Source organism: Algibacter sp. L4_22, from assembly GCF_023473045.1.
Classification (GTDB): domain Bacteria; phylum Bacteroidota; class Bacteroidia; order Flavobacteriales; family Flavobacteriaceae; genus Algibacter.
This window is the reverse complement of record NZ_JAMCOK010000006.1, coordinates 154,018-180,477: the sequence shown is the minus strand read 5'-3', so window position 1 is coordinate 180,477 and position 26,460 is coordinate 154,018. Positions and strand designations below refer to the sequence as shown.

Genomic DNA, 26,460 nt, shown 5'->3' with positions numbered 1-26,460 from the left:
ACTTTAATTAATCAAAATCTCTAATATTTTTATAGCGGCTTCACTAATTTTAGTTTTAGGATCAAAAATGGCAATAACGCCTGCATCAATCAAAAAATGATAATCTTGTTTTGATATTACGCCCTCAACGATAACCATAATATCTTCACGGTCATAAGCTTTAAGCGCATCTATAACTTCTAGAACGAGTGTTTTGTGTCCTGTTGTTAACGAGGAAATATTTAAAATATGTATATCGTTTTCTACAGCTTGTTTTGCAACTTCGGTAGGCGATTGGAATGATGGACCAATATCAACATCAAAACCAATATCGGCATAACCTGTGGCAATTATTTTCGAGTTCTGATCATCTTGTCCCATTTTGGCAACCATAATTCTAGGGCGTCTTCCGTCTTGCTCGGCAAAAATGTTGGCTAATTCTTGAGCTTTATTAAAGGATATATCTTTTTTTATTGCTTTGTTATACATGTCAGAAAATGATTTAGTTTGAGACTTTATGTCTTCTAAATTCTACTTCTAAAGCCTTGGTTATTTCACTTATAGTAGCGCGTTCGCGAGCAGCTTCAATAGCTAAAGCTAATAAATTATTTTGTGCTGTGCGAGCAGCTTCCGTTAAATTTGATAAAGCTGTTTTTACGTTTTCAGAATTTCTATTTGCTTTTATTTGTTTTAAACGGCCTATTTGATTGTTTCTAACCGTTTCGTTATTAGTTTCAAGCGTAGAAATAGAATCTTCTTCTTCAAGAACATATTTGTTTACTCCAACAATAATGTCTTGATTAGAATCAATTTTTGCTTGTTTTTTAGCAGTAGCTTCTTCAATTCTAAGTTTAGGGATTCCTGCTTCAATAGCTTTACTCATACCTCCAAGAGATTCTATTTCTTCAATTAAAGTCCAAGCTTTGTTTGCTATATCGGCGGTTAGTTTCTCTACAAAATAACTGCCTGCCCATGGGTCTACGGTCTTTGTTATTTGTGTTTCGTCTTGTAAATATATTTGTGTGTTTCTAGCAATACGTGCCGAGAAATCGGTTGGTAACTCAATGGTTTCATCTAAAGTGGAGGTATGTAAACTTTGAGTGCCTCCAAATACCGAAGATGTAGCTTCAATAGTTGTTCGAGTAATATTATTAAAAGGATCTTGTTTTGTTAAACTCCAACCAGCCGTTTGAGAATGTGTACGCAATGATAATGATTTTGGGCTCTTCGGGTTAAATGGCTTGATTAGTTTTGCCCATAACATTCGTGCGGCTCGCATTTTGGCAATTTCCATAAAATGATTCATGCCAATTCCCCAAACGAAAGAAAGTCTTGGCGCAAATGCGTCTATATCTAAGCCAGCATTAAGTCCTTTTTTTATATACTCCAAACCATCGGCTAGGGTATAAGCCAATTCAATATCACAGGTAGCTCCAGCTTCTTGGATGTGGTATCCAGAAATACTGATGCTATTAAACTTCGGCATGTTTTTGTTTGTGAATTCAAAAATATCCGAAATAATTTTCATTGATGGTGTTGGCGGATAGATGTCGGTATTATCCAGCATAAACGCCTTTAAAGTATCGTTTTGGATGGTGCCAATTAATTGTTCTAGTTTTACACCTTGCTCTTCTGCAGCTATAATATAAAAAGCCATGATAGGCAAAACAGCTCCATTCATGGGTATGGAAATCGAGATTTTATCGAGTGGAATTTGGTCGAAGAGTATTTTCATGTCTTCAACAGAATCTATAGCAACACCAGACCTTCCAACATCTCCATCCATGCATTCGTAACTGGAATCGTAACCAAGATTTGTTACGGAATCTAAAGTAATTGAAAGTGTTTTTTGTCCTTCTTTTAAACTATGTTTATAAAAAACATTACCATCTTTAGCAGTAGAGAATCCAACATGATGCCTAATGATCCAAGGTTTTTCAACATACATTGTGCTATATGGGCCGCGTAAATAAGGTGGTATTCCAGCAGCAAAATTGAGATGTTCTAAATCTTCAACATCCACTTTAGAATATTTTGGTTTAAACGGAATGCCTTCGGAAGTGATAAAGTTTTCAGTTTTATTCACGTCCAAATTTTGGCTTTCAGCTTCTGCTTTTAAAGTAATATGTTGAAGGTTTTTTCTCAATTTTTATTTAGTTATTGGCCTTTTATTAAAATCTACTTTTTGTTCAACAATTGGTTTTTCTTTCACATTAGATAAATCAATATCGAAAAGTTTCGCATAATACAAATCTAAAGCAATGTAAGTCGCTAAATATTTATCTGAAATTGCAGCTCTATAGTTTCGTGCAATTGGCGTCACGAATAATTGAGGCTTCATACTATTGGTTGTAACTAGCGCATCAAATGTTGTTTTTAAGTTTTTATCTTTTAAGTTACTTGCAATACAATTAATCAAATCGCTTTTGTAATTTAAATGGCTGTCTGGATTGTTTGCATCCCAAAGGCTTCCTTCGTTTTTTAAAGCTTCAAATACTTTTACGGTATGTGGAGAAACTACATCGGCATATTTTACTCTATTAATAGTAGCATTTCTAAGAAATTGCGAGTAAGAGGTGGTCATGTTTTTTTGTCCGTTTTTAGCATAAAATGAAGCAATATCATCTTCAAAGCTAAATAAGGCTTCATTTATTAAGGCTGTATTTTGGTTTTCACAGTTAATAACGTTGCCTTTTTCTGCAAATTTGTAATCGTTAAAAGTATTTTCTTTTTTACAACTTACAGCGGTTAATGCTACTAATAATAAGATAATGTTAACGGTTGATTTCATTTTGTTTTTCATTTTTTAATCGGGTTTGTTCTACTTGTTCTGATAATCGTTTTTCTATAATGGGAGCAATTAAAGTCTTTCTCTTATTTATTTTTACAAAAGGATAAAGCTGTAATTGGTGTTCCATTTTATCGTTTGGGTTAATGTGTTTATTTGTGCCTAATAAAACACGCTCACCACTATTAAATTGTTGTTGCTCTTTATCTGCACTTTCTTTAATTTTACGTTGAATAGTGCCAGATTTTAACTGATTTAAAAATCCGCCATTACGTTCAACATTTTTAAATAAGTCTAATGCTTTTTCTGCTAATTGTTCTGTTAGCGATTCTATGTAATAGGCGCCACCGGCCGGATTGTTCACTTTATCAAAATAGCTTTCATGCTTTAAAATAAGAAGTTGGTTTCTAGCAATACGTTCTCCAAACTCGTTATCTTTATGGTAAATGGCATCGAAAGGCAAGTTACAAACTGTATTTGCTCCGCCCAAAATAGCACTCATGCATTCGGTGGTTGTGCGCAATATATTGGTATTGTAATCGTAGAGTGTTTTGTTACGTTTTGTTGGCGTGGCAATAATGTGGCAATCTGTATTTATGTTGTATTCTGTTGCTAAAGTACGCCATAGTAGTCGTAAAGCTCTAATTTTTGCAATTTCAAAGAAATAGTTCGATCCTACTGAGATGCTAAATGTTGTTTGAATAGTTTGCTTAGTATCTATTTTTAAATGGTTGAGATATTCGTTGGCATGCGCTAAGGCATAGGCTAATTGCTGAACGATATTGGCTCCAGCATTTTGATACAAACTAGTGTTTATATTTATTTGTTTTGAACTCTGAAAACAAGTTTCGAATTTTGAAAAATCATCGGTTAAACTCTTAAACCAGTTGCCCGTTTTAGCAAGGTTTCCGATAATATCAACTGAAATGGTAATGTCCCTTTTCCCCGTAAGGGTTAATATTTTTTCAATAAATTCTACAGATAGAAACTGTAATTCAAAATGAATAGGAATAGCAGAGGTATCTATGTTTTTTAATAAACTTTCAATAGAAATATTTTCTTCGGAAGGAATAATGAAATGAATACGTTCTGCGCCGCGTTTAATTGCATTTACAGCTTTTAAATTCGAGTTTTCAATATGAGCAACAAATATGGTTTGTCCAATTTTCCATGGAGAACTGCTTATTGATGAGGTTGTTGTATTTTTTTTAAAATCGTCGGTATTATAAAATGGTTTTACAGCAATATCTTCGTTTGAATTCCAGATAAGGGTATCGTTAAAATCAGCTCCATTTAAATCGAACTGAATTTTTTGTTTCCATTGTTTAGTAGAAACCGGATCGAAACCATCAAACAAGCCTTTACTCATCTTTTTTTACTTTTAAACTATCTTCATATTCAATGATGTAAATTTCTTCATTATCACGCTTCATGAAATATTCTTCTCGGGCAAATTTTTCTAAACCTTCTTCCGAGCTTAATTTTTTAATTGCTTTATTATCGTTTTCAATTTCACGCTTATAATATTCTTTTTCATTTTCTAAAGCATCAATATCGGTATTTAATTCGTGATGAATGAGCCAAGAGTTGGCATCGAAAAAAATCATCCAAATCATGAAACCAGCAAATATCACGATAAACCAATTTTTAAAAGGTTTTAAATATTTACTTGTATTTTTATTGAATTTCGCCATTTAGAGTCTGTCGTTAATAATGGTGCGCACAATATCCACCGCAACGGTATTGTATTTATTATTTGGTATAATAATATCGGCATATTCTTTCATAGGCTCGATAAATTGGTCGTGCATTGGTTTTAATGTTGTTTGGTAACGTGTTAAAACCTCGTTTATATCTCTACCGCGTTCGCTAATATCACGTTTTAAACGGCGAATTAAACGCTCGTCTGTATCGGCATGAACAAATATTTTGATATCGAACATATCACGAAGTTCGGGATTTGTTAATATTAAAATACCTTCAACAATCATCACTTTTCGTGGATGTGTTAAAATAGTATCGCCCGTTCTATTGTGTTTTACAAATGAATATACGGGTTGATGTATGTTTTTTCCTTTTTTTAATGCTTTTAAATGTGTTTCTAATAAATCGAAATCTATGGATCTAGGGTGATCGAAATTTACGTTAACACGTTCATCAAGAGATAGGTGAGTATTGTCTTTATAATAGGAATCTTGCGAAATAACACCTACTTCACCTTCAGGTAATTCGTGTAGAATTTGATTTACAACCGTTGTTTTTCCGCAGCCAGTACCGCCTGCAATTCCTATAATTAGCATGTTTTTTTATTTTGTGCAAAGTTAATTAATTGTAAAGGTTTAAGGAATCTTTATTTTTTAATTTTTGCAACGTCGTCTTCGGTAATAATTTTGTCGTTTTTATTACCCCAAGCGTTGGTAATATAATTCATAACATCGGCCACTTCATCATCGCTTAAACCTAAAGGCATCATGCTGCCATTATATATTTTGCCATTAACGACCATTCTACCTGTTTTGCCGAATTTTATGGCTTTTATGCTCTCGATTGTTTCTTTTAAAAGGAAATCGGATTTTGCTAATGGCGGATAAACTTTTTCTACGCCTTTACCGTTTGGTAAATGGCAAGACACACAAAAATCATTATAAATTTCTCGACCTCGAACTATACTTTCTTTTAATGGATCGGTTTTGATATAGGTTGTTTTATCTGGCGTTATCTGGTATAATGAATAGCAAAATAATAGACATAATACAGTTATTTTCATAGTTTTATTTTTTTGGAATAATTTTAAAAATGCCTTTACCTTCTACGGCAACGTAAATATAACCATCTGGAGCTTGGACGACGTTACGTACGCGGCCAATATTTTTAAATAATTCTTCGCGTTTTACTACTTTGTTATTCTCGAGAACTAAGCGTTCTAAATATTGAAATTTTAAGGAGCCTACCAAGATATTATTTTTCCATTCTGGATATTTCCCCGACGTTACAAAAGCCATACCACTTGGGGCGATAGATGGTACCCAATAAAACAAGGGTTGCTCCATACCTTCTTTTTCTGTTATTTCTGTAAATGCTGTGCCACTGTAATTTACGCCATAGGAAATTATAGGCCAACCGTAGTTTTTCCCTTTGGCAATTATATTAATTTCATCGCCACCTTTTGGTCCATGTTCGTTAACCCAAATTGCTCCTGTTTCTGGGTGTTTAGCCATGCCTTGAGGATTACGATGTCCGTAACTGAAAATAGCTGTTTTGGCATTGGGTGTGTTTACAAACGGATTATCTGCAGGGATTGTTCCATCATCATTTAATCTATATATTTTTCCACAATCGCGCGTAATATCTTGTGGATTTTCGTCACGATTACCACGTTCGCCAATAGAGAAATATAAATAACCATCATTATCAAATGTTATTCTAGAACCAAAATGTTGTCCTTTTTTAGTGTTTGGTCCAGCTTTGTATAATACCTGTTTTTCAACTAAAGTATTGTTGCTTATTTTGGCTCGCATTAGCGCAGTATTGCCACCATCGCCTTCTCCTTCCGCGGAAGCGTATGTAATATATATCCAACCGTTATTTTTATAATCTGGATGAATTTCAATGTCTAATAAGCCTCCTTGTCCGCGAACATAAATATCGGGTAAACCATCTATATTTGTTTTTGTTCCATTTTTAAAGAGAATAAGTTCACCAGCTTTTTCTGTGATAAGTATACCACCATCTGGTAAAAAAGCCATACCCCAAGGCGTGTTTAAATTGGGAACAACTAACTCTGTTGTGTAATTTAAGTTTACAGGTGTTGTTGCTTTTACTTCCGTTTCGGTTTGTTGAGCACAAGCATTTAGTGATAGTGAAATTACAGCAATTATAACGTGAAGTTTTTTCATCTTTTTTGTTTTTTTATAAATTTAGTTAAAACATATAACTTAAGTTTATTCCGGTGTAATAATTTATAGGATTACCTGGGTAATAGTATCTTGGAGCAGTACCGCCAAAGCCAATAGCGTTAATTAGTATTTGCGATGCGTAGTGTTTATTAAAAATATTATCTAGACCAAAATAGGCATTAAGTTTAAGGTGTTTATTTATGTTGTGCTTGTAGCCCAACTTAATATTCGTTAAACTATAACTGTTAGAAAAAAGCGAGTTGCTATCCGTTATGGGTATGCGCCCCACATATTGATAGTTTATCGTTGCATACATACCCCGTTTAGTATCTAAATCGAGACCTGTATTTAATAGATTTGATGGCACACCAGTTAGTTTTTTTCCTGAGAAATTGTCTCCATTATCTAGAAATTCTTTAAATTTAAAATTGTTTAAAGTATAGGTTAAATAATGGTTGAGAGACATTGTTTTCGATTCTAGCCATTGGTATTTTAAAACTATTTCCAGGCCATCGTGAGTTGTTCTTCCAGCGTTAATACCAATAAATTGGTCGTCACCCGTTCTTCTGGTCACTAAAAGATTACGAACGTCTAACCTGTATAAAGCTAAATTGAGTTTTAAACGGTTGTTGAAAAAAGCATTTCTAGTGCCTATTTCGAAATTCCAGCCGGTTTCTGGTTTTATGTCGGTATTTATTAGGCCATCGGGTAGCAAGGTTTCTTGAGTTGAAGGAGGTGAGAAACCATGACTGATATTCCCGTAAATACTAATATGATCTGTGAATAAATGTGAAAATCCGAATTTTGGAGATAATATAGCTTTGAATTTGTAGTCCCCCGATTGGTCTGGGTTTTCATTTGTAACAAATTGGTCTAATAGATTGTAAGATGTTTTGTTGAAGTTTAAACCAAGGGAAAATGTTGTTCTTTCTGAAGCTTGATAATTAGTCTCAAAGAAAAGGTTATAATACGTTCTGTTTTCTTTAAAATCAGATAGTTTGTCTCCTTTAATGCTCCCTGTTCCTACAGGGAAATCTTGATATAGGTTTTCAAAAGTTCTAGATGTATAGGTGTCTTTAAAAAACTCGCCACCAAGAGTCCAATTTACTTTTTTAAAGGATCCTAAAAGGCGGCTTCTTAAACCAAAAGCAGCTGTGTTTTCCGTTAGAATATTAAAAGGTCTTGGTTCGTATGCTTTCTTAAATGAGGTAAAAATACTTGTTATTTGTTTTAGGTTACTTGCGTATTGATGATTCCAAGAACTCCCGAAAATACCACGTTGCGAATCTTCGTAGCCTTTAGATTGTGCCCAAGTAAAAGCTGCTGATTTGGGGTTGTTTGTAAAGGTGCTTTTGTCTATAGAACTTGGTATGAAAGCTTTTAAATCTAAATAACTGGCTAAAAATGAAATATCATCCTTTTCACTTAAAAAGTGTTTAGTGTTGATAGTAAAAGTTTGCCGATTGTATTTATTATTATCGCGGTACCCATCGCTTTGTGTGTTGCTATGTATAATTTTAAAACTGTTTTTACCTGTACCGTGATTTATATTTAATAGGCCTTTTATAAGTCCGAACGATCCAAACGAAATATCAGTTTGAAACGACGTCTGATTTAAATAAGCGCTTTGTGGAATTAAATGGATAGTACCACCTAATCCAGCACCATAAATACTAGAGCCAGCACCTTTAATAATTTCAAAGCGGGAGATCGTGCTCAATTCAAAATCTTCAATGTTAGTTTCTCCGTTCCCTGATGTAAGCGGGATATCCAGAAAATAAGCTCTAATTTTTGAAGTTCCATATAGATTCCTGGAACCAATACCTCTAATAGAAATTTTGTTTGTATTTAAAGCTCCCGATTGCATGAACACACTAGGAACTCTGTTTAAAGCATGGATTGGGTTTGTTGTGTTTCCGCGTTCAATATCTTTAGATGTAACTATGTCTATAGTTGTATTTGCTTTTTTTAGTTTTAGGGGTAAATGGTGTGCGTTAACAATAATTTCACTTAAGTGAGAAGGGTTTAGCTCTAACTGAATAGTAGTATAGTTAGATTTTACAAATTCGATTTTTACTTGATAGCCTATTTTTTCAATTTGATATAATCCAGATTTTTGCAGTTTAAAAGCACCTAAAACATTAGAAATTGAAACAATATGGTTTAGGCTATCTTTAATTGTTACATTTTCAAGCGGAGTTCCGTTTTCGCTATCAATAATTTTGCCTGTTATAATTTGTTGAGCATTTATATTTAAGCCTCCAATAAGCAAAATAATAAACGTTATTATTTTGCTGAAATACAAATGGTTATGCTCTTTCATTTTCTGTTTGTGTGAGTTTTTATGTCAGGTTATGCTAATATTAAATGCAACTTGTTTTATTCTTATAAAGGTTAAAAATAATTTTTTTAAAAATTATATAAAATATTTAGTGCATATATTATATAAAAAAGTATATTTGCATCCCGTTAGAGATAACTATTCGGGGTGTAGCGTAGCCCGGTTATCGCGCCACGTTTGGGACGTGGAGGCCGCAGGTTCGAATCCTGCCACCCCGACTAACCTAGAGATAGGGAAGACAAAAACACTGTTAATCGTATGATTTTCAGTGTTTTTTTGTTTTATATGATATCGTTTGATATCATATAATAAATACAGCGTATGAACGCTCATTCTAAATTTGAGTTTTACACTTAGGTGAATAAATATATGATGATACTTATAAAGGTGCTTTTACTAAAAGCAGTGCTCTTTTACTTTTTTTTCACAAGAGTACGCTGCTAACGAAAGTATTATTCTTCATTTTTTAAAGTATTTATATCATTGATTAGCGCTTTCATATCTAAAGCTACGGTGCCATTATAAATACCTCGAATTTTTTTGCTTTTGTCTACTAAAATTAAATGCTCGGTATGTAGAAATTCTGTGCTATCTCTACTGAAACCAATATCTTCTTCGGCATAATAAGATTGTCTCGCTAATTTATAGATGTCACTTTTTGAACCTGTTAGAAATTGCCAATTCTTATTGGTTATGTCATGAATCTTCTTGTAAGTGTTTAGTTTACTTGGCGTATCTATCCAAGGTGTAACAGAATAAGATAGAAAGACAAGATCTTTATTGTTTTGCAAGCTATCACTAACTATTCTTAAATTATCTGTCATTATTGGGCAAATACTACCGCAAGTCGTGAAAATAAAATTGGCAACGTGTATTTTATTTTTAATTATATTTTGATTCACCAAAACACTATCTTGATTTAAGAATTCAAAATCAGCAATAGTATGTGTAATTTCTTTTTGAACGCTAGATTTATCCTTTATAAATACGGGGGTAAAAGTCGGGTCATTATAGTAAGGCAAAGCTATGGTGTCTTTTATATTCTGAAGCTGCTTTTTGTTTCCATTACAACCAATGAGTAAAATACTACTTATTAAAAAAAATACTATCCGATACATTTACGCAGTTTTTAGTTCCTAATAACCCATATCTTTTACCACTAATGATAACGTAGTTTGCTCTAATTTTCCCGTTATCATACCATAGTTTTTGTGAGCCTTCCTCTTGTCCGTTGGTATAATGAGCTAAATGAAATAAAAACCCATAGCTATTCCATTCTTTTAATTCACCTTCATAAGCATCATTTTTGGCTGTATATTCAAATCTTTTATTTCCATTTTTCCAAAAGGCAATTTGCTTACCGTTTTTTTGTCCAGAAGAATAATGTCGCAATTCCTTTAATTTATTATCAGTGTACCATTTTTTTGAAGCACCTTCTTTTAACCCATTGTAATAACTTTCTATTAAAATCGTATCTACGGACCCTGGATGTAGTTCGTAAACGAAACCTGAATAGATTTTGTCTTCCAAATAGAGTGAACTGGTTTTTGTTGTGGTATTTGATTTTAAAACAAATGAAGCTGGAATGTTTTTAATAATAACAGTTTTATTTGTTTCGTTTTTACAAGAACACATGCAAATAATCAGGAAAATTAAATGGGCGTATTTCATTACTGTGTTACAGTTCCTGGTGTTCCATAATATCCGTTTCCGTTTATATAAGGGTCTGTATTGGTAATATGATAGTGATAAATGCCATCAGGGTAATCTTCGGTAGCGTGGTTATGACCATGATATGCATCTAATCCAGTAACGTCCATTTCATTTTCTTCAGGACCATAAACAGGAAAACCATCTAAAAGAAAACCAAGTAGTGCAGACCTGCTAGCCGTTACGGTTGTTAAATATAATGGTTCAATATGATAATGGAAGGTTCCGTTTGCTGTTGGGTGTCCCAAATATTTATCAAAACTTTGAAACTCGTCTGTAAGCGGCTGGTTAGGTCCTGCATATTGATTAAATAGAGGAACTCCGTTTAATGAAACACCGATGGCTCCAAGTGGTGTTGCTGCATGATTAGTAGCTACTGTTGGGTTTAAAGGGATTTTAAAGGTGTAATCAAAAGAAGCTATTGTATTGGGATTTTTTTTGAAAGTATAACCTTCGAAAGTTGTACCACTAAAATCTTCGTATAACTCACTTGAAGTTGGGTAATAAACACTCTTATGGTCTGGTTTGCCATTTGTATTTATGGTAATATAAGTGCCATCGCTTGTAATACTTGTTGCACCATAAATTTTTAAATACACATCAGGAACTTCTATAGTTTCAGGGGGTGTTACTTTATCGTCTTCACTACAACTAGCAAGGCTTAAAAAGATCATTATTATGGTGAAGTTTTTAATATATTTCGATTTCATATAGATTCTATTTTGATAAATGTTTTTTTGTTGAAATATTTTCGATGGCAGCTACTTGTAAGAGTAGTATTGGATATATTGCACTTCATTTTAAAATAGGGAAGTCTATAGCAAGTAAGATTACAATGATAACGCTTATTTACTTTTAATAACTAGAATATTTCCTAATCTTGAATATTTCAGAGCTCTTATTTGTATTCGTGCTCTCTGGTGAATAGTCCCAAACTTCTTCTCCAGTTTCAGAGACCTCTATAATGCGTGCTTCAATTCCCGAGCAAATGATGGTATTGCCGGATTCTAAACGATAAACTCCCGATATATGATCAGAATAAAAATCATTTGAATATTGCCATATAAGCTCATCTAACTTTGTAATTTCTAATACTTCTGATTTATTGTTACCTGCATTATTGTTAAAGACTAAAATATTTCCATTATCTAAAAGAGTAGCATCATGTTGACCAGATAGAGTGCCATTAACAGATAGAGTGGTTGTTATTTCTTTACTTTCTTTATTGATTAAATAGAGTTTATTTTGACTTCTGGAACTTATTAAAATAGAGCCGTTTTTATAATCAATAGAGTTAAAATGAAGAAAGTCTGTTTTATCATTATCGTTTGGAATAAGGCCACCGTCATTTATTGCGCTCCATTCCCAAATAACCGAATTGCTAGTCTTGTCTATTAGTAATATGTTTTCATTCCAGTATTCTTCTCCATTGTATTCTAGAAGTTCCCATGTAAGAGCAATTATTGTATTTTCATCTACCTCTTTAAAATCGTGATGAAATGTAGAATCGTCACTATCTTTTTGAACAGACCAAATAACATTGCTATTATCGTCTAGTTCTTCGATAATTCCTCCAACAGCACCACCACTAGAAAAAACTCCTGCTTTAGCTTCTGGTGTGGACCCTAAACGAAGAAGGTTATTATTTTTAGATAAATAAGATCCCCCAGAAGTTTGGAATGAAGATGTCCATGATTTTACATCATTTCCTATGGTATCGATAAGATGTATTGTTTTGTCTCCCATAAAAGAGTAAAGAACATATCCATCGCTAAGTTTACTTATTGTATCATCTATTGGTGTCTCTATATTATCACTATTGGAATCTTTTTCGCAAGAGAAAATTAAAAAACCAATGATTATAATTATTAAAAATTTTAAGTGTTTCATATTCAATTATTTTTGGCTTCTTATTTAAGAGCGTTAATTTAAAAGTGCGTTATGGTATAAGTGCTTAATTTACATCTCTTACACATCTAATAAAATTATAAACATAGCGAACATCACCTTGTGGACCAAAATTATCAGGAAAATCTGTTGCATCTCCAGATTTAGGATCATTACGTTGTGCTCCGGCACCATGTACATCCATTAGATTGCCATTCATTACGCCTTGTGCTTTTCCAAAGCAAAAATAAACGGCATCGGTATATGGAGTTGGTCCATCTTGTAATGGTGAGCTGGACCAATAGTAACCATACTGTCCAGAATTACCATCGGTATCAATAATAGGAGTACAAGAAAATAATGGGTCTATCGCTGGTGAAGAAGTCGTTGAAGGGCTTCGTGTATAATCAACAATACTCTGTAATTCTTTAGCATTCGGCATTCTCCAGTCGCTATGTTCGGCAAGTGTAAGTGACTCGGCGTAATCTAATGCGTTTTCCCAGTCGTAAGTATTACCATTATCTGCTTGTTGCCACATTAAACCTGTTGCAAGGTCTGTAATAGTACCATCACCATTGTCTGTAAAGTTGTTTTCGCCATAAGATTCGTTACCTCTTACCATTCTAAAATACATAGTGTTAAGAGAACCATCTGCAGGCTTATATTTAGGGTATCCTTTTAATCGACCATCAACAAAATTATAACCAAAAATGGCCTCGTCTCCATTCATTATAAGTCCCGCATAATGTGTTTTAGACCAAGTTTGTCCATCTATTTCTCTTTCTCCTATAGATTCATCTCCAATAGGTTGTTCAAAATAATTGGTATCAATAAATAGGTCTACGGCATCATCGCCAAAGCATCTTCCTGTAAAATTAGCTAATGAGTACAATTCTTTGATAGTAGGTATTCTCCAGTCTGTATGATTCCCCAAATTTATAGTTTCGACTAATGCTGCAGCATCTGAATAAGACATTTTATCGCCCATATCTTGTTGCCACATTAAACCTGTTATGTTATCAGTAACTGTTCCGTCACCATTGTTGGTATACGATGGTTGATTTCCATTGTAAGTTGCGTCTTGCCCGTAAAAATCTTGCCCCGAAGTTGGTGCTGTTATTAGAGCATCATTACTGTAAAACTCGAAAACACCTGTATCTACAATTGGATAGGTTTTGTCTGTTGTGTCCAAAGTAGAAGCATCATCTGATATCTCTGAGTCGTCATTATTACATGAAAATAATGTAATGGCAAGTATAAAGATTGCTAAAAAATTAATATGTTTAATATTCATGTTTTTTTTTATTAAAGTCAAATTTACTTACTGTATAAGTTTAAAGAAAAAGGTATAAATAGAATACATTGTTTCATCAATGAAAATCTAGATTTAAGAAATTTGAATTATTATTCTGTTATATCTCTTACACATCTTACAAAATTATATACATAGCGAACATCGCCTTGAGGTCCAAAAAACTGCGGGTAATTATCTTTACTTCCACTTTTAGGATCGCTTCTTTGGCAGCCCGCACCATGAACATCCATTAATGTTCCTCTCATTTTTCCTTGTCCCTCGCCAAAAGCAATATAAACAGCACTAGCAGATGGATTTCGACCATCTAAATGTGTTGTGCTCGTCCAAAAATAAGGGTACTGTCCAGATTTTCCTTCTGGGTCATTTATTTCTGTTGTGTTGAATATAGGGTTTATAGCCGGAGAATTTGTTGTTTGAGGCGACCTTGAGTAATCTACAATACTTTGTAGCGCTTTGGTATTGGGTAAACGCCAATCGGAATAGTTTGCGAGTTCTAAGTTTTCGGCATATTCTAAAGATGATTCCCAATCTCGTCCTTTTCCATCATCAGTTTTTTGCCACATTAATCCGGTAGCATAATCGCTTATTGTACCATCTCGATTATCGATAAAATTATTTTTTCCATATTCAGTATTTCCTCGAACCATACGGAAATACATGGTGTTTTCATCTCCTGTTCTGGGTTTATATTTAGGATAGCCCTTGATTCTTCCATCAACAAAATTAACGCCAAAAACAGTGGCGTCTTTTCTCATAGTTTTGCCTACATATTCTGTTGCCGACCAAGTTTGTGCATCAATTTCACGTTCCCCAATATTTGTGTTTCCAAGTGGCTGATTAAAATATTCTGTATCAATAAACTTATCTATGGCAACAGCGCCTTTAACTTTACCCGTAAATAAAATAAGTGAATACAATTCTTTTATTGTTGGAACTCGCCAGTCTGTATAACCTCCAAGGTTTGATTTTTCAGCTTTTTTAAAGGCCTCATCAAAAGTCATTTTTGCTCCCATATCTTTTTCCCAAACCAAGCCAGTAACATGGTCTGTAATAGTGCCGTCGTTATTATCGTTGTAAGATGGTTGATTGCCAGTGTATGTTGCATCTTGCCCATAGTAAGGCTGTGCTTTGGTTGGTTCTGCTATTATGCCTTTATCGCTATAAAATACTTTTACACCTGTATCTACAATAGCATAGTTAGATTGGGCTTTTGCCACAGAAATAACCGACAAAAATAGGCTAAGCGCCGTAAATAGTTTTTTGCTATAATATATCATTTCTTTATTTTTAGTATTAACTTACTATAAAGATCTAAAAGATAAGAGTCAAAAAAAAGTAATATCAACGGAACCCAGTATTTAATCAATGGAATTTTAGCTGAAAAAGTTGTTACTAATAAATTCTTTAAATTGATCGATGTAAGTGTCGCTCACAACAATAAATCTTTTATCGCTGTAAATAATTCGGTTACGTTCTACGGTAATAATATGGTTGAGGTTAACAATAAAGGAACGGTGAATACGCATAAAATTTTCCTGAGGTAATACTTCTTCAATATTTTTAAGACGAATTAATGTTTTTACAGGAGCTCTATTTACTAAATGGATACAGACATATTCTTTTTGAGATTCTAGATATTCTATATCGTTAAAATTGATTCGGATATGCTTTTGTCCAGATTTGATAAACAGGTAATCACCAGTCTTTTTAATTTCTGTTTTTAGAAGCGTATCTTTTTTTATAAAGTCTTCAGCTTTGGTAGATGCAGATAAGAAATCGTTGTATTCAATTGGTTTTAGCAAATAATCTACAGCATTTACTTTGTAGCTTTCTATGGCATAATCACTATAAGCTGTGGTGAAAATTATTTTAGGCGGATTTTTAAGTGATTTGGCCAATTCCATACCACTAAGATCTGGCATATTAATATCTAAAAACATCAAATCTATAGCGTTAGTTTTCAGGTATTCCTTAACCAATGATGCATTCGTGAATTTTGCAGAAAGTTGCAGAAATGGCGTTTGCTCAATGTAAGAAACAATCTGCCTCAATGCTAGAGGTTCATCGTCTACTGCTATACAGGTTATCATATAGGTATCTTAATAGTTGAATTAAATATCTTGTCGTGCTCTGTATGGGTAAATGTATAATTATTTTTGAAAAGTAATTTAAGTCGCTTTTCAGTGTTTTCTATACCTATCCCAGACTGTTCTTTGGGTTTTTTCTTTTTATGTAAACTGTTGGATATACTAAATTCAAGCTCGTTTTTATGAATAAATAAGTTAATATGAACGAATGATTTTTCATCATAGCTTATACCGTACTTAAACGCGTTTTCTAGAATGTTTGTGAAAAGTAATGACGGAATAGTGATATTGGGTAGCTGTTCTGGTAAGTTAAATTGAATATCAATCTCTTCGCTAAACCGTAATTTCATGAGTTCAATATAACTATTAATGAAATTTATTTCTTTTATTAAAGTAGTTGGCGTTGCGTCGGATTCGTATAACAAATGGCGCATTAATACAGAAAGTTTGGCAATGGAACTTTTTGCTTCTTTAGTATCGAAATCAACCAAGGAATGAATATTATTGAGTGTATTCATTAAAAAGTGCGGACTAATTTGATTGCGTAAAAATGCTAATTCATTTTTAATATTTTCTTTTTCTATCTCGGCTTTTTCCTGCAGTCCCTGTGCCCATTTTACAGAAAGGTTCATTCCTGTATCAAAACCTACCAATAAAATTGATAATAATATAAGGTTTATATAGGGTGGTGTTGCAGATGTTGGGGCTTCTTGTTTTCTTGTCTTTCTTTGTCTGAGTTCTTTATTAGAATCAGGAAACTGCAGTAGATTTTGCCCGTGTAATGGTGGTGCTTGTTGTGGGTTTTCCTGTTGCCGTATTGTTATAGAGCCAAGAACGGTTAGTGCAATTAATAGCGTTGCAGAAAGTATATATAAAGAAACTCTAGATTTAAATAAAAACAGAGGAATTAAAATAACTCTGTTTATGCAAAATATAATGAGTAGCGGTAAGTAATCGAACCAAACATTAAAAATGATGTTCCAATTAACTGTATCGACGTTAATCCACTGAAAGAATAGGGGTGCGGTAAATAATAACAACCAAAAGGCTGAAATAAAAATTAACTCAAAAATCTTTGAATTGCGTTTGTTTAAGAATTCTAGATTCATAATACTTTTTAAGCTCTATTAAGATACTGTAAAACTGCAATTATTATGGTTAGAATTCAAATATTTTCAATAGAAAGGCTGTTTGAGTCAATAAAAACTTATAGTTGAGGTTTAGGATGTTCTAAGGGGGTGAAACTAGATTAATGATTTTATTTCATTTTAAATGGCTCAATTATGCTCTCAAGTTCGCGTATCTTTTTTTTGAAACTACAAGATTAACATGATAAAACAAATCCTCTGTTAGCTGTTCTGTAGTCGTATATAAATCGATAATAGGAATTGTATCAATTTTTTTTCAACAAGCGTCCAAATTGCTTTTTTTTTGAAGTATATCTGAAATCTGGGACTCAATATCTTTTGCTGTTACTCAATACTCACCCAAAGTTTTGCTTTTAGTATTTCGTTCATACTAAAATATTTTTAGACTTTATAAAATATTCAAATCCTATTGAAAAAGCCCCATTTCGTCAACTTTAACTCTAATTCGTCGATTACCATTTTCAAGTGTGATTTTGTATAGTTTTTTTGTCTTACTAGATTCGTGATAATTAACTAAATACACGTTTTTTGTTACAGACCAATTAGGAAACCTGTTATTAATCGCTTTTACAACGAGACTAGGTAATTCTGTATCAGTATATCTTTCTGCAGTACTCAATAGAATTCCCTTATCGTTATAAGAAGCAAGTACTTTTCCTTCTGGAATAATAAAATATACATCGTATAGATCATTTTCATCAGTATAGACATCTAAATCTTTTATATTGAAATCACTTACTTTTATTTGCAGGTTTTCAACCGGAATGGCGGCTTCTTCTGAATTTGCGCTGCTCAAGTATTTATAATTATGAACAATATAAACTTCGGGAAGTTGTACCGTTAAGGTTGGCTCTTGGGCATTTATTTGGGGAGTTAATCCCAATATTAATAAACCTAGGATTATTTTATTCATGACTTTAAGTATTAAAAGTTAATATGAAATAAATTTATCCATATAAATCAAGATAGTAAATGATAACCATCAGTTATAAAGACGATTGAGGAGGTTTTTATTTTGCTCACTAGAGTAAAAAAACTAGAATAGTAAGAATTATTTTTTTATTAAAAAGCCATTGATATAATAGAATTAAAGTGTTATTCTTTGCGCTTTAATTTAATTAAAGTTATTTCTGGTCGCATTCCCAATCTACCTGGAAACCCAAGCCAACCGAGGCCTCTATTAACATATAAAGACTGATTATTATGTTGATATAAACCAGCCCAATGTTTGTACTTATATTTTATAGGACTCCACGAATTATTTTTAAAATTAATGGCAGCTTGCATACCATGGGTATGTCCGGAAAGGGTAAGTGTGATATCTGTTGCATCTATAACCTCTTCGTTCCAATGGTTAGGATCATGAGAAAGTAAAATTTTAAATACAATATCTGAAGTGTTTTTTAAGGCTTTTTGCAAATCGCCATATTGCTTAAACGGAGGTTTTCCCCAATTTTCGATACCAATTACGACTATTTTATCTTGATTAATTTGAATGATTTCGGATGTATTCAATAATAATTTGAAATCTATATTTTTATAAAACTTTTTAATTTTATTTAAGTTTTCTTCTTTTTCTTCATCAGAATTCCATTGGCTATAATCACCATAATCATGATTTCCAAAAATGGCATATTTACCTTTTTTAGCAATTAATTTTTTGAACACTTTATCCCAGCCAACCAGTTCCCAAGCATAATTATTAACTAAATCTCCGGTAAAAAAAATTAGGTCTGGATGCAAATCATTTATTAGCTTAATCGCTTTCTCTAAAACTTTATAGCGGTAATTAAAACTACCCAAATGCAAATCGGATATTTGAACAATTTTTAAACCATCAAACGATTTAGGTAAATTACTAAACTCTATTTTATGACGATGGATTTTAAAATGATACACCGCTTTAAATATGGAATACATTACAATATAAAAGGGTAGAAATCCAGAGAATAAACCAATAAGAGGAATAATAATTAAGGATTCTTTTTCTGAAAATATATAGTTGCTGAAAAATAAAATAGAGATTATTATAACAAATAAAAATTTAGGAATAAAAGAAGAAATCGTAAGTCCATACAATGATGAAATTAGCAATTGTTTACGTTTTGGGTTAATATCATCTAATTTTATTTTTAGGACAATAATTGCCGATATTAAACCAACAGTAAATGACCAAAATAAAATATTAATAATAGTTTTTAAAAGTACTGATGGAATTAATTTGGTAATAGACTGTAACCAATAAAATGCTGCAATATCTATTAGCAAGATTGCTAAACATAATAGCAAGATTGTAAATAATGAATAAGTGCGCATAGCGTATTTGTTTATGTTTTTACTTTTTTAAGCGGCGCTTGTCTCTCAAAGCCCAATAAATTCCTTTTACATCTGATGCCCAATTATCGTACATATAAATGAGAGTGATTTCTTCAAAGGTTTCTAATAGCCCAATAACAATCATTATAAAGAATAAAATATATTCTGGTGTAAAAAATAGCGACCATAGGATAAATAAACTTTGAAAAACGGCTGATAGTTTCGCTAAATACGTATGAAAAGCAGTGGCTTTACCATACTTAAAATACGCTATCAGCATTTGAATAATGTAAGGAACAAAAGCGATAAGAATTAAAATTAGGTTTTCTTTTATGAAATCATTTTCAAAATATAATAACCCAGTTAGACCAACTATAAGTGTTATTTGGTCTCCAAAAGAATCGAGTTGCGACCCTCTTGGGCTTGTAATTTTTAATTTCCTTGCTAAGTAACCATCAATAGCATCGGTAGAGTAACTTATTAATATGAGCCAAGTAAAAATCAATCTTAAATCAAACCAAATTAAAGCCAATAAAAATGGTGCAGCAAATATTCTATAAAATGAAAACCAATCAGCAATATTGAAGTTTTTAAAAGTAAGCATATATCATTCTTTGCGATAAAAATAGATTATATAAGTGGGATTAATCATGAGCTTTATCAATTAAGCTATTTTTTTTAGTTAAGAATTCGTAAAGTTTCGAGGAGCTATATATCAAAGCTTTTACAAGCTAATTCTAAACCTCTTTCCCTATTTTTAATTTCTTGAGACGTTCAATATGCTTAGGTTTTCTTGGGAAGTGTACTTTTTGCTAATAAAATATATCAAGCGCAAAATATGACCAATATTACTGTTTTTGTATCATTAGGACAGGCTTTTACAGTATTAGGTTTATTAATTTTTGAAATCTTTTAAAAGAGAGCCTTAACGTTATTGGTTTTGTTATGTAAAGAAGAACCGTTTATTACATTATTTGAGATAATTTATATCGCGTAGTTAATAATCCTTGAACATCTTTTATGGGTTTAAAACATCCTTTTAAACGCAGTTTTTCAGATTTACTTAAGGTTTGAAGTCTTAAGTATCTTCCAGAATCATTGTTTAATAATCCTTGTTCAGATCGATGCCTTTGTAAAATTTTAAATGAATCGATACAAGACTCATATAGGTCTTTATTTTGAGGTTCTAATTCTGCTAAAGTTTGATAACGGGATATGGTATTAACCTTGTTTTCAATTTGATGAGAAAGTATTAATAATCTTGCCGCATCGATTAAAGGCATTAAAGCTCTTGCTTTTAAATCGAATTCATTTTTATGTGCTCCATTAGATTCTACAATTAATTGTCTGAAAAATCCAATAGGAGGTGGGTTTAGTATAGCATTTCGTCCTAGATAATTTAAAAATATATCAAAAGAATTAATCGATTTAATAATACTTTTTGATATTTCTTTTGCTAAATCTTCTTCTCCATTCAAACAGTTAAAATCAAAAAAAATAGTACACATCATTATACTCTTTTCAGAAGGTTTTTGTATCCAATGGTTAAATTGACTTTTCCACTCGCTTAAAGATAGGCACCATTTAGGGTTACTGGCCATCATATCTGCTGGGCAGTATTCAAATCCTACTTTGTTTAATTTTTCTGTTACCTTTTTAGCAAGTTCTAAGAAATAGGCTTTTATTGTTTTATGCAATTCTTCATTTACATCTTCAAAAACCAAAGCGTTATCCTGGTCTGTTAATAGTAATTGTTCATTTCTACCCTGGCTACCTAGTGATAACCAAGCAAATTTTACAGGAGGCGTATAGGGCATTTCATTTAAAGAAAATTCAATTATTTTGTTTGTAATAGATTTATTAATTTCAGATATTATTTTTGAAATAAAAATTATCGGTGTTTTTTGCTCAAGATATTGAGCTAAAAGCGTGCTTGTTTTTTCACGAATAAGTGTTAAAGCTTCAATATCTTTTGCTCGTTTAATGTTTTTTATAAAAGCAGAAGGATTGTTTCCTCTTAAAATAAGTATATCACGCTCAGATAATATTCCTTTTAAGTCAGAATTAGTATCGCCTTTAGTGGTAATACATAAATGTGAGATATTATATTTTAACATGATTATTTGAGCTTCGGCTACTGTTATATCGTCTGAAACTGTAATAACCGGAGAGGACATTATTTGTGTTACATTTTCTTCAATAGAAACAAGTCCAGTAGCAATTTTAGATCGTAAATCCTTATTTGTTATAATGCCTATTGGTTTATTGTTTTTTTCAATCACAATGGAGCCTACTTGATGCTCACTCATAGATTGAGCACTTTCTTTTATTGAAGCACCTTTTTTACAGGTAATGGGATTAGTACTGTAAGTTGCAAGTTGACTATCAAAAAACAAATTGCTTTTTTTGATAATATCTTCATTTGCAAATAACTCGCTTGGTTCGTTTTTAGAATAAAGGTCTTTAATATTGGTTGTGAAACTTGCAATTATAAAATTATAGACTTTGTTGTTTTCTTTAATGATATCTTTAAATGTCGCTATAGGAATACCATAAATAATAGATTCTTCTTTTGCATTTGCACTCATTAAATAGTTGTCTTTTTGAATTAAAGGGCGTAATCCAAAGACATCGCCTTCGTCGCAAATATCTAATAAAATAGAGCTTTCTTCCATTTTTGCACGTAATTCTATAGCGCCTTGAACTACAACATAAAAATACTCATGCGGCGTTTCTTTCTGAGAAAACACGAGTTGGTTAGGTTTTAAATGGAGTGTTCTAATTTTTGATGTAATTAGTTTTAATTGATTTTTTTCAAGAATATCAAACGGAGGATACGCTTTTAAGAAATCATAAATTCTCTGCGAATTGTTAGTGCTCACGGTTTTTCTATTATTAATTAACACTTAATATAGTGAAATATTTAAGAGTCTATTAAATAATATGTTGCTAAATTGATATATTTATGCTAAATTAGTATATATGAAAATTAAACTATGCCCAAATTGCGGTTCAGATAGAAATATAAAGAGTGGAATTGTAAATGATAGGCAGCGTTATAAGTGTAAGGAATGCGGCTATTTTTTTACTGTAAATAAGATAGGGAAGAAGATAGATGATTATTATGTTAACAAGTCTCTTCAGTTGTATCTAGAAGGGTTGACCTATCGGGAGATTGAGCGTATTTTAGGTATTTCTCATGTTAGTATAATGAACTGGGTTAAGAAGTATAATATTAAACGTCCTTATAATTCTAATTACCATCCAACATATAAGATATTAAATGCTCTTGAGCTAGGTAAATACTTTGCTAACGCTGAGAATATTAAAGGAGCAGGTGTTGTTGTTACCGAGTTGGGGGATAAGTTTATGCTTATAAAATGGGAGCGTTTTAAAGATTAAGTATATCTATTTAGCAAATAAATATATTAATTATTATTTAACAGATTGTTTTTCAGAGTTTAGCGGTGCACACAAAACCAATTATTCACTAACTAAACTACCAAAGAATGAAAAAACACAATCTATTACTACTGTTTGGGCTATGTCTTGCGTCCTTTCAGTGTTTATATGCTCAAGGCTCTCCAGATTATAACGGAGGTCTTAAGTTTAAATTTAACGAAGATGGTTCTAAATATCTTCGGCTTATTTCTTGGGCACAAGTACAGGCTAATTATGGTTTAGAAGAATCTTTTGATGGAAACGGGAATGAAAATAGCCCGTTGAATTTTAATTTACGAAGAGCTCGTATTTTAATGTTTGCGCAAATTAATAAAGATTTTTTAATCGTAACACACTTTGGTTTAAACAGTTTAACAAGTTCTACATTAAGTCCAACAGGAAAAGGGGATGGTTCTCAGCTATTTTTTCATGACGTTTGGGCACAATACAACTTAGGTAAAGACCACACTGTTGGCGGAGGTTTACATTACTTTAATGGTATTTCAAGATTAAATAATCAGAGCACACTTAATATGATGACGTTGGATAACAACCGTCAATCTTGGGCAACTATTGGTTTATCAGATCAATTTGCGCGTCATTTAGGTGTATTCTTAAAAGGTAAATTTGATAAACTACAATATCGTGTTGCCATAAACGATGCTTCAGTATCATCTTTAGATGCTCGAACTGCTGTTGCAGGTGGAGATGCTGTTTACAATGGTCGTGCAAATCTAGGATCTAAAGATGCAGGTAAAACATACGCTGGTTATTTCGATTATAATTTTTTATATCAAGAATCTAACTTTTTACCTTACAAAGTAGGAACATACTTAGGTGGAAAAAAAGTATTTAATGTAGGTGCAGGTTTCTTCTTGCATCCAAAAGGATCTGTAATTGATACAGGTACCGCGCTATCGTCAAATCTTGAAGGCGAAGATGTATCCATATTTGCTGTAGATGCTTTTTACGATGCACCAATAGGTGAGGATGGAAGCGCAATTACGGCATACGCTGTATATCAAAATAGCGATTACGGTAAGAATTATTTGTATAGTGCTTATGGAACAGGAAGCATGGTTTATGGACATGTGGGTTATGTTTTAAATGGTGAAAAAACCAAAACAAGATACCAGCCTTATGTAAGTTATGGTACGCATACTTATGATGCTGTAAGTGATGATAGGTCTACACTAGGTATTGGAATTAATGCTTTTATGAGCGGTCACAACTCGAAATTAACTTTAGAATATAAAAATCAAAAATTTGGTGCTTTAGATGCAAATACGATTTCGCTTCAAGCAATGATATATCTATAAAAACGAACAACTATGAGTGAAAAACAAGACAACGCATCGGCGTACTGGAAAGAAAACATCAAGTATTTAGCAATATTACTTGTTATATGGTTTGTCGTGTCCTTTGGATGTGGAATTCTATTTAGAGAAGAATTAAACCAAATTAGACTTGGCGGTTTTAAGCTAGGCTTTTGGTTTGCCCAACAAGGATCGATATATGTATTCGTGATTTTAATATTCGTATACGTAAGATTAATGAACAAATTAGATAAAAAATACGGTTACGACGAGTAAACCTTAACTAAACAAAAACAATAAAAATTATGAGTGTACAATTTTGGACATGGTTATTAGTAGGGATTACTTTCGCCTTATATTTTGGAATAGCAATTTGGGCTAGAGCAGGCTCAACAAAAGAATTTTATGTCGCTGGTGGAGGCGTTTCTCCTTTGGCAAATGGTATGGCAACTGCAGCCGATTGGATGAGTGCGGCCTCCTTTATTAGTATGGCAGGAATTATTTCCTTTTCGGGTTATGATGGCTCTGTATACCTAATGGGCTGGACAGGTGGATATGTGCTTTTAGCATTGCTGCTAGCGCCTTACTTACGTAAGTTTGGGAAATTTACTGTGCCAGATTTTATTGGAGATCGATATTACTCAAACACAGCAAGAACAGTAGCAGTAATTTGCGCATTAATAGTTTCATTTACTTACGTTGCGGGACAAATGCGTGGTGTAGGTATTGTATTTTCGCAATTCTTACAAGTAGATATTAATCTCGGCGTAGTCATTGGGATGACGGTTGTTTTAACCTTCGCTCTTTTAGGAGGAATGAAAGGAATAACATATACGCAAGTAGCACAATATTGTGTGTTAATTTTTGCTTTTATGGTACCAGCCTTTTTCATCTCTATGCAAATGACAGGAAACATTATTCCCCAAATAGGAATGGGAGGCAAAGTAGAAGGCGGAGCCTTTTTACTAGATAAGTTAGACTTATTGCATACAGAGCTTGGTTTTCATGAATACACAAGCGGAACAAAATCCACTTGGGATGTTTTTGCAATTACTTTAGCATTAATGACAGGAACTGCTGGTTTACCTCACGTTATTGTGCGTTTCTTTACAGTACCTAAAGTAAAAGATGCACGTAAATCTGCAGGTTATGCATTATTCTTAATAGCTATTTTATATACAACAGCACCTGCAATTGCGGTATTTTCTAGAACGAATTTAATAGAAACAGTAAGTAATAAAGAATATTCTGAAATACCAGTATGGTTTAAAAACTGGGAGAATACGGGCTTAATTGCTTGGTCTGATAAAAATGGTGATGGAAAAATCCAGTATGTAGCTGGTAATTCTTTAGATGGTAAAAAACCAGTGTATACAGAGGCTAGAGGTTTACACGGAGAACGTATGGTTTCTAACGCAAGTGAAGCGAAAAACGAATTATATGTAGATAGAGATATTATGGTGTTGGCTAATCCAGAAATTGCAAATCTTCCAAATTGGGTGATCGCTTTAGTTGCAGCAGGTGGACTTGCGGCAGCATTATCTACTGCAGCAGGATTGCTTTTAGTGATTTCTACATCTATTTCTCACGATTTAATTAAAAAACAATTAAAACCAGATATTTCTGATAAAGCAGAATTAACAGCGGCAAGAATCTCAATTTTTGTAGCAATCTTAATTGCTGGTTACTTTGGTGTTAATCCACCAGGATTTGTAGCAGCAGTCGTCGCCCTGGCGTTTGGGCTTGCAGCCGCTTCCTTTTTTCCTGCCATTATTTTAGGGATTTTTGATAAGCGAATGAATAGTCAAGGTGCTATTTCAGGCATGGTAGTAGGTATTGTATTAATGCTGTTCTACATGATGAAGTTTAAACTAGATATGTTTGGCGGTGGTACAAGTGAAGATTGGTGGTTCGGGACATCTCCCGAAGGATTTGGTACTATAGCAATGACTGTAAATATTGTAATTTCATTGGTAGTTTCTAGATTAACACCAGCTCCACCTCAAAATGTTCAAGACATGGTAGAGAGTATAAGAATACCTTCTGGAGCAGGTGAAGCTTCAGATCATTAGATTATGGTTCTTATTTAAATTAATTAATTTTAATTTATTAGTTATAGTAAATCAGCATTACAATTTTGTAATGCTGATTTCTTATATTAGTAGATATTTTATTGTTTTCGATTTCTCGGAAATAAAAAAAACAAACCAAATGAAAAAACGTCATGAACAAAAGC

At 32.6% G+C, this 26,460-nt stretch carries 23 protein-coding genes, 1 tRNA gene and 1 pseudogene; 5 read left to right on the top strand and 20 right to left on the bottom strand.

Going from position 1 to position 26,460, the window contains the following annotated elements; genetic code table 11:
- Window positions 1-3: 3 nt before the first annotated feature.
- The 8 genes and pseudogenes from scpA to M4I23_RS15900 all read right to left on the bottom strand — a co-directional run bounded on the left by scpA (window position 4) and on the right by M4I23_RS15900 (window position 8,986).
- Window positions 4-2,104 (bottom strand): annotated as a pseudogene (scpA, locus tag M4I23_RS15935) (methylmalonyl-CoA mutase).
- A gap of 24 nt (window positions 2,105-2,128) precedes the next feature.
- On the bottom strand, window positions 2,129-2,770 hold the full coding sequence (locus M4I23_RS15930) for a hypothetical protein (protein WP_158847808.1): 642 nt from the start codon (window positions 2,768-2,770) through the stop codon (window positions 2,129-2,131).
- The gene (locus tag M4I23_RS15925; RefSeq protein ID WP_249755075.1) at window positions 2,754-4,136 is read right to left on the bottom strand and encodes a methylmalonyl-CoA mutase subunit beta; all 1,383 of its coding nucleotides are present in this window, start codon (window positions 4,134-4,136) and stop codon (window positions 2,754-2,756) included. The genes M4I23_RS15930 and M4I23_RS15925 overlap by 17 nt, the downstream gene beginning before the upstream one ends.
- Window positions 4,129-4,461: a septum formation initiator family protein gene (locus tag M4I23_RS15920; protein ID WP_158847812.1), complete on the bottom strand. Its 333-nt coding sequence runs from the start codon at window positions 4,459-4,461 to the stop codon at window positions 4,129-4,131. The genes M4I23_RS15925 and M4I23_RS15920 overlap by 8 nt, the downstream gene beginning before the upstream one ends.
- The gene (udk, locus tag M4I23_RS15915) at window positions 4,462-5,067 is read right to left on the bottom strand and encodes a uridine kinase (RefSeq protein ID WP_158847814.1); all 606 of its coding nucleotides are present in this window, start codon (window positions 5,065-5,067) and stop codon (window positions 4,462-4,464) included.
- Between the two features lie 50 nt (window positions 5,068-5,117).
- Window positions 5,118-5,534, bottom strand: a complete 417-nt coding sequence (locus tag M4I23_RS15910; RefSeq protein ID WP_199269925.1) for a cytochrome c — start codon at window positions 5,532-5,534, stop codon at window positions 5,118-5,120.
- Window positions 5,535-5,538: 4 nt separating this feature from the next.
- Window positions 5,539-6,663, bottom strand: a complete 1,125-nt coding sequence (locus M4I23_RS15905) for a PQQ-dependent sugar dehydrogenase (RefSeq protein ID WP_249755074.1) — start codon at window positions 6,661-6,663, stop codon at window positions 5,539-5,541.
- A 25-nt stretch (window positions 6,664-6,688) separates the two neighbouring features.
- Window positions 6,689-8,986 (bottom strand): TonB-dependent receptor, encoded by a 2,298-nt coding sequence (locus M4I23_RS15900; protein ID WP_249755073.1) that lies wholly within the window; start codon window positions 8,984-8,986, stop codon window positions 6,689-6,691.
- Window positions 8,987-9,147: 161 nt separating this feature from the next.
- Here M4I23_RS15900 and M4I23_RS15895 point away from each other — a divergent pair.
- A tRNA-Pro gene (locus M4I23_RS15895) sits at window positions 9,148-9,222 on the top strand.
- 234 nt (window positions 9,223-9,456) lie between these two features.
- On the opposite strand, the gene M4I23_RS15890 is transcribed toward M4I23_RS15895, so the two are convergent.
- The 12 genes from M4I23_RS15890 to M4I23_RS19970 all read right to left on the bottom strand — a co-directional run bounded on the left by M4I23_RS15890 (window position 9,457) and on the right by M4I23_RS19970 (window position 22,349).
- Window positions 9,457-10,122, bottom strand: a complete 666-nt coding sequence (locus M4I23_RS15890) for an SCO family protein (protein ID WP_249755072.1) — start codon at window positions 10,120-10,122, stop codon at window positions 9,457-9,459.
- A complete protein-coding gene (locus M4I23_RS15885; protein ID WP_249755071.1) occupies window positions 10,091-10,534 on the bottom strand; it encodes a toxin-antitoxin system YwqK family antitoxin in 444 nt (147 codons plus the stop codon). Before M4I23_RS15885 ends, M4I23_RS15890 begins: the two co-directional genes overlap by 32 nt.
- Before the next feature lie 140 nt (window positions 10,535-10,674).
- Window positions 10,675-11,424, bottom strand: coding sequence for a YHYH protein (locus M4I23_RS15880; protein WP_249755070.1), 750 nt, complete (start codon window positions 11,422-11,424; stop codon window positions 10,675-10,677).
- Window positions 11,425-11,569: 145 nt separating this feature from the next.
- Window positions 11,570-12,604: an arylsulfotransferase family protein gene (locus M4I23_RS15875; protein ID WP_249755069.1), complete on the bottom strand. Its 1,035-nt coding sequence runs from the start codon at window positions 12,602-12,604 to the stop codon at window positions 11,570-11,572.
- Window positions 12,605-12,668: 64 nt separating this feature from the next.
- Window positions 12,669-13,895 (bottom strand): DUF1566 domain-containing protein, encoded by a 1,227-nt coding sequence (locus M4I23_RS15870; protein ID WP_249755068.1) that lies wholly within the window; start codon window positions 13,893-13,895, stop codon window positions 12,669-12,671.
- Between the two features lie 110 nt (window positions 13,896-14,005).
- Complete coding sequence (locus tag M4I23_RS15865; protein ID WP_249755067.1) at window positions 14,006-15,193, bottom strand: DUF1566 domain-containing protein; 1,188 nt, start codon at window positions 15,191-15,193, stop codon at window positions 14,006-14,008.
- 96 nt (window positions 15,194-15,289) lie between these two features.
- Window positions 15,290-16,006, bottom strand: coding sequence for a LytTR family DNA-binding domain-containing protein (locus tag M4I23_RS15860; protein WP_249755066.1), 717 nt, complete (start codon window positions 16,004-16,006; stop codon window positions 15,290-15,292).
- Window positions 16,003-17,112, bottom strand: a complete 1,110-nt coding sequence (locus M4I23_RS15855; protein WP_249755065.1) for a sensor histidine kinase — start codon at window positions 17,110-17,112, stop codon at window positions 16,003-16,005. The genes M4I23_RS15860 and M4I23_RS15855 overlap by 4 nt, the downstream gene beginning before the upstream one ends.
- A 445-nt stretch (window positions 17,113-17,557) precedes the next feature.
- Complete coding sequence (locus M4I23_RS15850; RefSeq protein WP_249755064.1) at window positions 17,558-18,064, bottom strand: nicotinate-nucleotide adenylyltransferase; 507 nt, start codon at window positions 18,062-18,064, stop codon at window positions 17,558-17,560.
- A 182-nt stretch (window positions 18,065-18,246) separates the two neighbouring features.
- Window positions 18,247-19,467: a metallophosphoesterase gene (locus M4I23_RS15845; protein WP_249755063.1), complete on the bottom strand. Its 1,221-nt coding sequence runs from the start codon at window positions 19,465-19,467 to the stop codon at window positions 18,247-18,249.
- A gap of 19 nt (window positions 19,468-19,486) precedes the next feature.
- The gene (locus tag M4I23_RS15840; RefSeq protein WP_249755062.1) at window positions 19,487-20,071 is read right to left on the bottom strand and encodes a CDP-alcohol phosphatidyltransferase family protein; all 585 of its coding nucleotides are present in this window, start codon (window positions 20,069-20,071) and stop codon (window positions 19,487-19,489) included.
- A gap of 361 nt (window positions 20,072-20,432) precedes the next feature.
- Window positions 20,433-22,349, bottom strand: a complete 1,917-nt coding sequence (locus M4I23_RS19970; RefSeq protein ID WP_249755061.1) for a DUF294 nucleotidyltransferase-like domain-containing protein — start codon at window positions 22,347-22,349, stop codon at window positions 20,433-20,435.
- A gap of 100 nt (window positions 22,350-22,449) precedes the next feature.
- Between M4I23_RS19970 and M4I23_RS15830 the strand changes: the two genes are divergently transcribed.
- The 4 genes from M4I23_RS15830 (at window position 22,450) to M4I23_RS15815 (ending at window position 26,296) form a co-directional block, all read left to right on the top strand.
- The gene (locus tag M4I23_RS15830; protein ID WP_158847843.1) at window positions 22,450-22,869 is read left to right on the top strand and encodes a helix-turn-helix domain-containing protein; all 420 of its coding nucleotides are present in this window, start codon (window positions 22,450-22,452) and stop codon (window positions 22,867-22,869) included.
- A gap of 107 nt (window positions 22,870-22,976) precedes the next feature.
- Entirely contained in the window at window positions 22,977-24,227 is a 1,251-nt protein-coding gene (locus M4I23_RS15825; protein WP_249755060.1) for a hypothetical protein, read from the top strand.
- Between the two features lie 12 nt (window positions 24,228-24,239).
- Window positions 24,240-24,500 carry a DUF4212 domain-containing protein gene (locus M4I23_RS15820; protein ID WP_158847847.1) on the top strand — a complete coding sequence of 87 codons (261 nt, stop codon included), beginning with the start codon at window positions 24,240-24,242 and terminating at the stop codon, window positions 24,498-24,500.
- 29 nt (window positions 24,501-24,529) lie between these two features.
- Window positions 24,530-26,296: a sodium:solute symporter family protein gene (locus M4I23_RS15815; RefSeq protein WP_158847849.1), complete on the top strand. Its 1,767-nt coding sequence runs from the start codon at window positions 24,530-24,532 to the stop codon at window positions 26,294-26,296.
- Window positions 26,297-26,460: the final 164 nt, after the last annotated feature.

What these genes read in the sequence shown, in the direction of transcription:
- udk (WP_158847814.1), bottom strand. Translation starts at nt 5,067, where the DNA reads ATGCTAATTATAGGAATTGCAGGCGGTACTGGCTGCGGAAAAACAACG.
- M4I23_RS15910 (WP_199269925.1), bottom strand. Translation starts at nt 5,534, where the DNA reads ATGAAAATAACTGTATTATGTCTATTATTTTGCTATTCATTATACCAG.
- M4I23_RS15825 (WP_249755060.1), top strand. Translation starts at nt 22,977, where the DNA reads ATGAAAAAACACAATCTATTACTACTGTTTGGGCTATGTCTTGCGTCC.
- M4I23_RS15860 (WP_249755066.1), bottom strand. Translation starts at nt 16,006, where the DNA reads ATGATAACCTGTATAGCAGTAGACGATGAACCTCTAGCATTGAGGCAG.
- M4I23_RS15930 (WP_158847808.1), bottom strand. Translation starts at nt 2,770, where the DNA reads ATGAAATCAACCGTTAACATTATCTTATTATTAGTAGCATTAACCGCT.
- M4I23_RS15830 (WP_158847843.1), top strand. Translation starts at nt 22,450, where the DNA reads ATGAAAATTAAACTATGCCCAAATTGCGGTTCAGATAGAAATATAAAG.
- M4I23_RS15900 (WP_249755073.1), bottom strand. Translation starts at nt 8,986, where the DNA reads ATGAAAGAGCATAACCATTTGTATTTCAGCAAAATAATAACGTTTATT.
- M4I23_RS15920 (WP_158847812.1), bottom strand. Translation starts at nt 4,461, where the DNA reads ATGGCGAAATTCAATAAAAATACAAGTAAATATTTAAAACCTTTTAAA.
- M4I23_RS15875 (WP_249755069.1), bottom strand. Translation starts at nt 12,604, where the DNA reads ATGAAACACTTAAAATTTTTAATAATTATAATCATTGGTTTTTTAATT.
- M4I23_RS15815 (WP_158847849.1), top strand. Translation starts at nt 24,530, where the DNA reads ATGAGTGTACAATTTTGGACATGGTTATTAGTAGGGATTACTTTCGCC.
- M4I23_RS15890 (WP_249755072.1), bottom strand. Translation starts at nt 10,122, where the DNA reads ATGTATCGGATAGTATTTTTTTTAATAAGTAGTATTTTACTCATTGGT.
- M4I23_RS15865 (WP_249755067.1), bottom strand. Translation starts at nt 15,193, where the DNA reads ATGATATATTATAGCAAAAAACTATTTACGGCGCTTAGCCTATTTTTG.
- M4I23_RS15905 (WP_249755074.1), bottom strand. Translation starts at nt 6,663, where the DNA reads ATGAAAAAACTTCACGTTATAATTGCTGTAATTTCACTATCACTAAAT.
- M4I23_RS15850 (WP_249755064.1), bottom strand. Translation starts at nt 18,064, where the DNA reads ATGAATAAAATAATCCTAGGTTTATTAATATTGGGATTAACTCCCCAA.
- M4I23_RS15855 (WP_249755065.1), bottom strand. Translation starts at nt 17,112, where the DNA reads ATGAATCTAGAATTCTTAAACAAACGCAATTCAAAGATTTTTGAGTTA.
- M4I23_RS15820 (WP_158847847.1), top strand. Translation starts at nt 24,240, where the DNA reads ATGAGTGAAAAACAAGACAACGCATCGGCGTACTGGAAAGAAAACATC.
- M4I23_RS15870 (WP_249755068.1), bottom strand. Translation starts at nt 13,895, where the DNA reads ATGAATATTAAACATATTAATTTTTTAGCAATCTTTATACTTGCCATT.
- M4I23_RS15880 (WP_249755070.1), bottom strand. Translation starts at nt 11,424, where the DNA reads ATGAAATCGAAATATATTAAAAACTTCACCATAATAATGATCTTTTTA.
- M4I23_RS15845 (WP_249755063.1), bottom strand. Translation starts at nt 19,467, where the DNA reads ATGCGCACTTATTCATTATTTACAATCTTGCTATTATGTTTAGCAATC.
- M4I23_RS15925 (WP_249755075.1), bottom strand. Translation starts at nt 4,136, where the DNA reads ATGAGTAAAGGCTTGTTTGATGGTTTCGATCCGGTTTCTACTAAACAA.
- M4I23_RS15840 (WP_249755062.1), bottom strand. Translation starts at nt 20,071, where the DNA reads ATGCTTACTTTTAAAAACTTCAATATTGCTGATTGGTTTTCATTTTAT.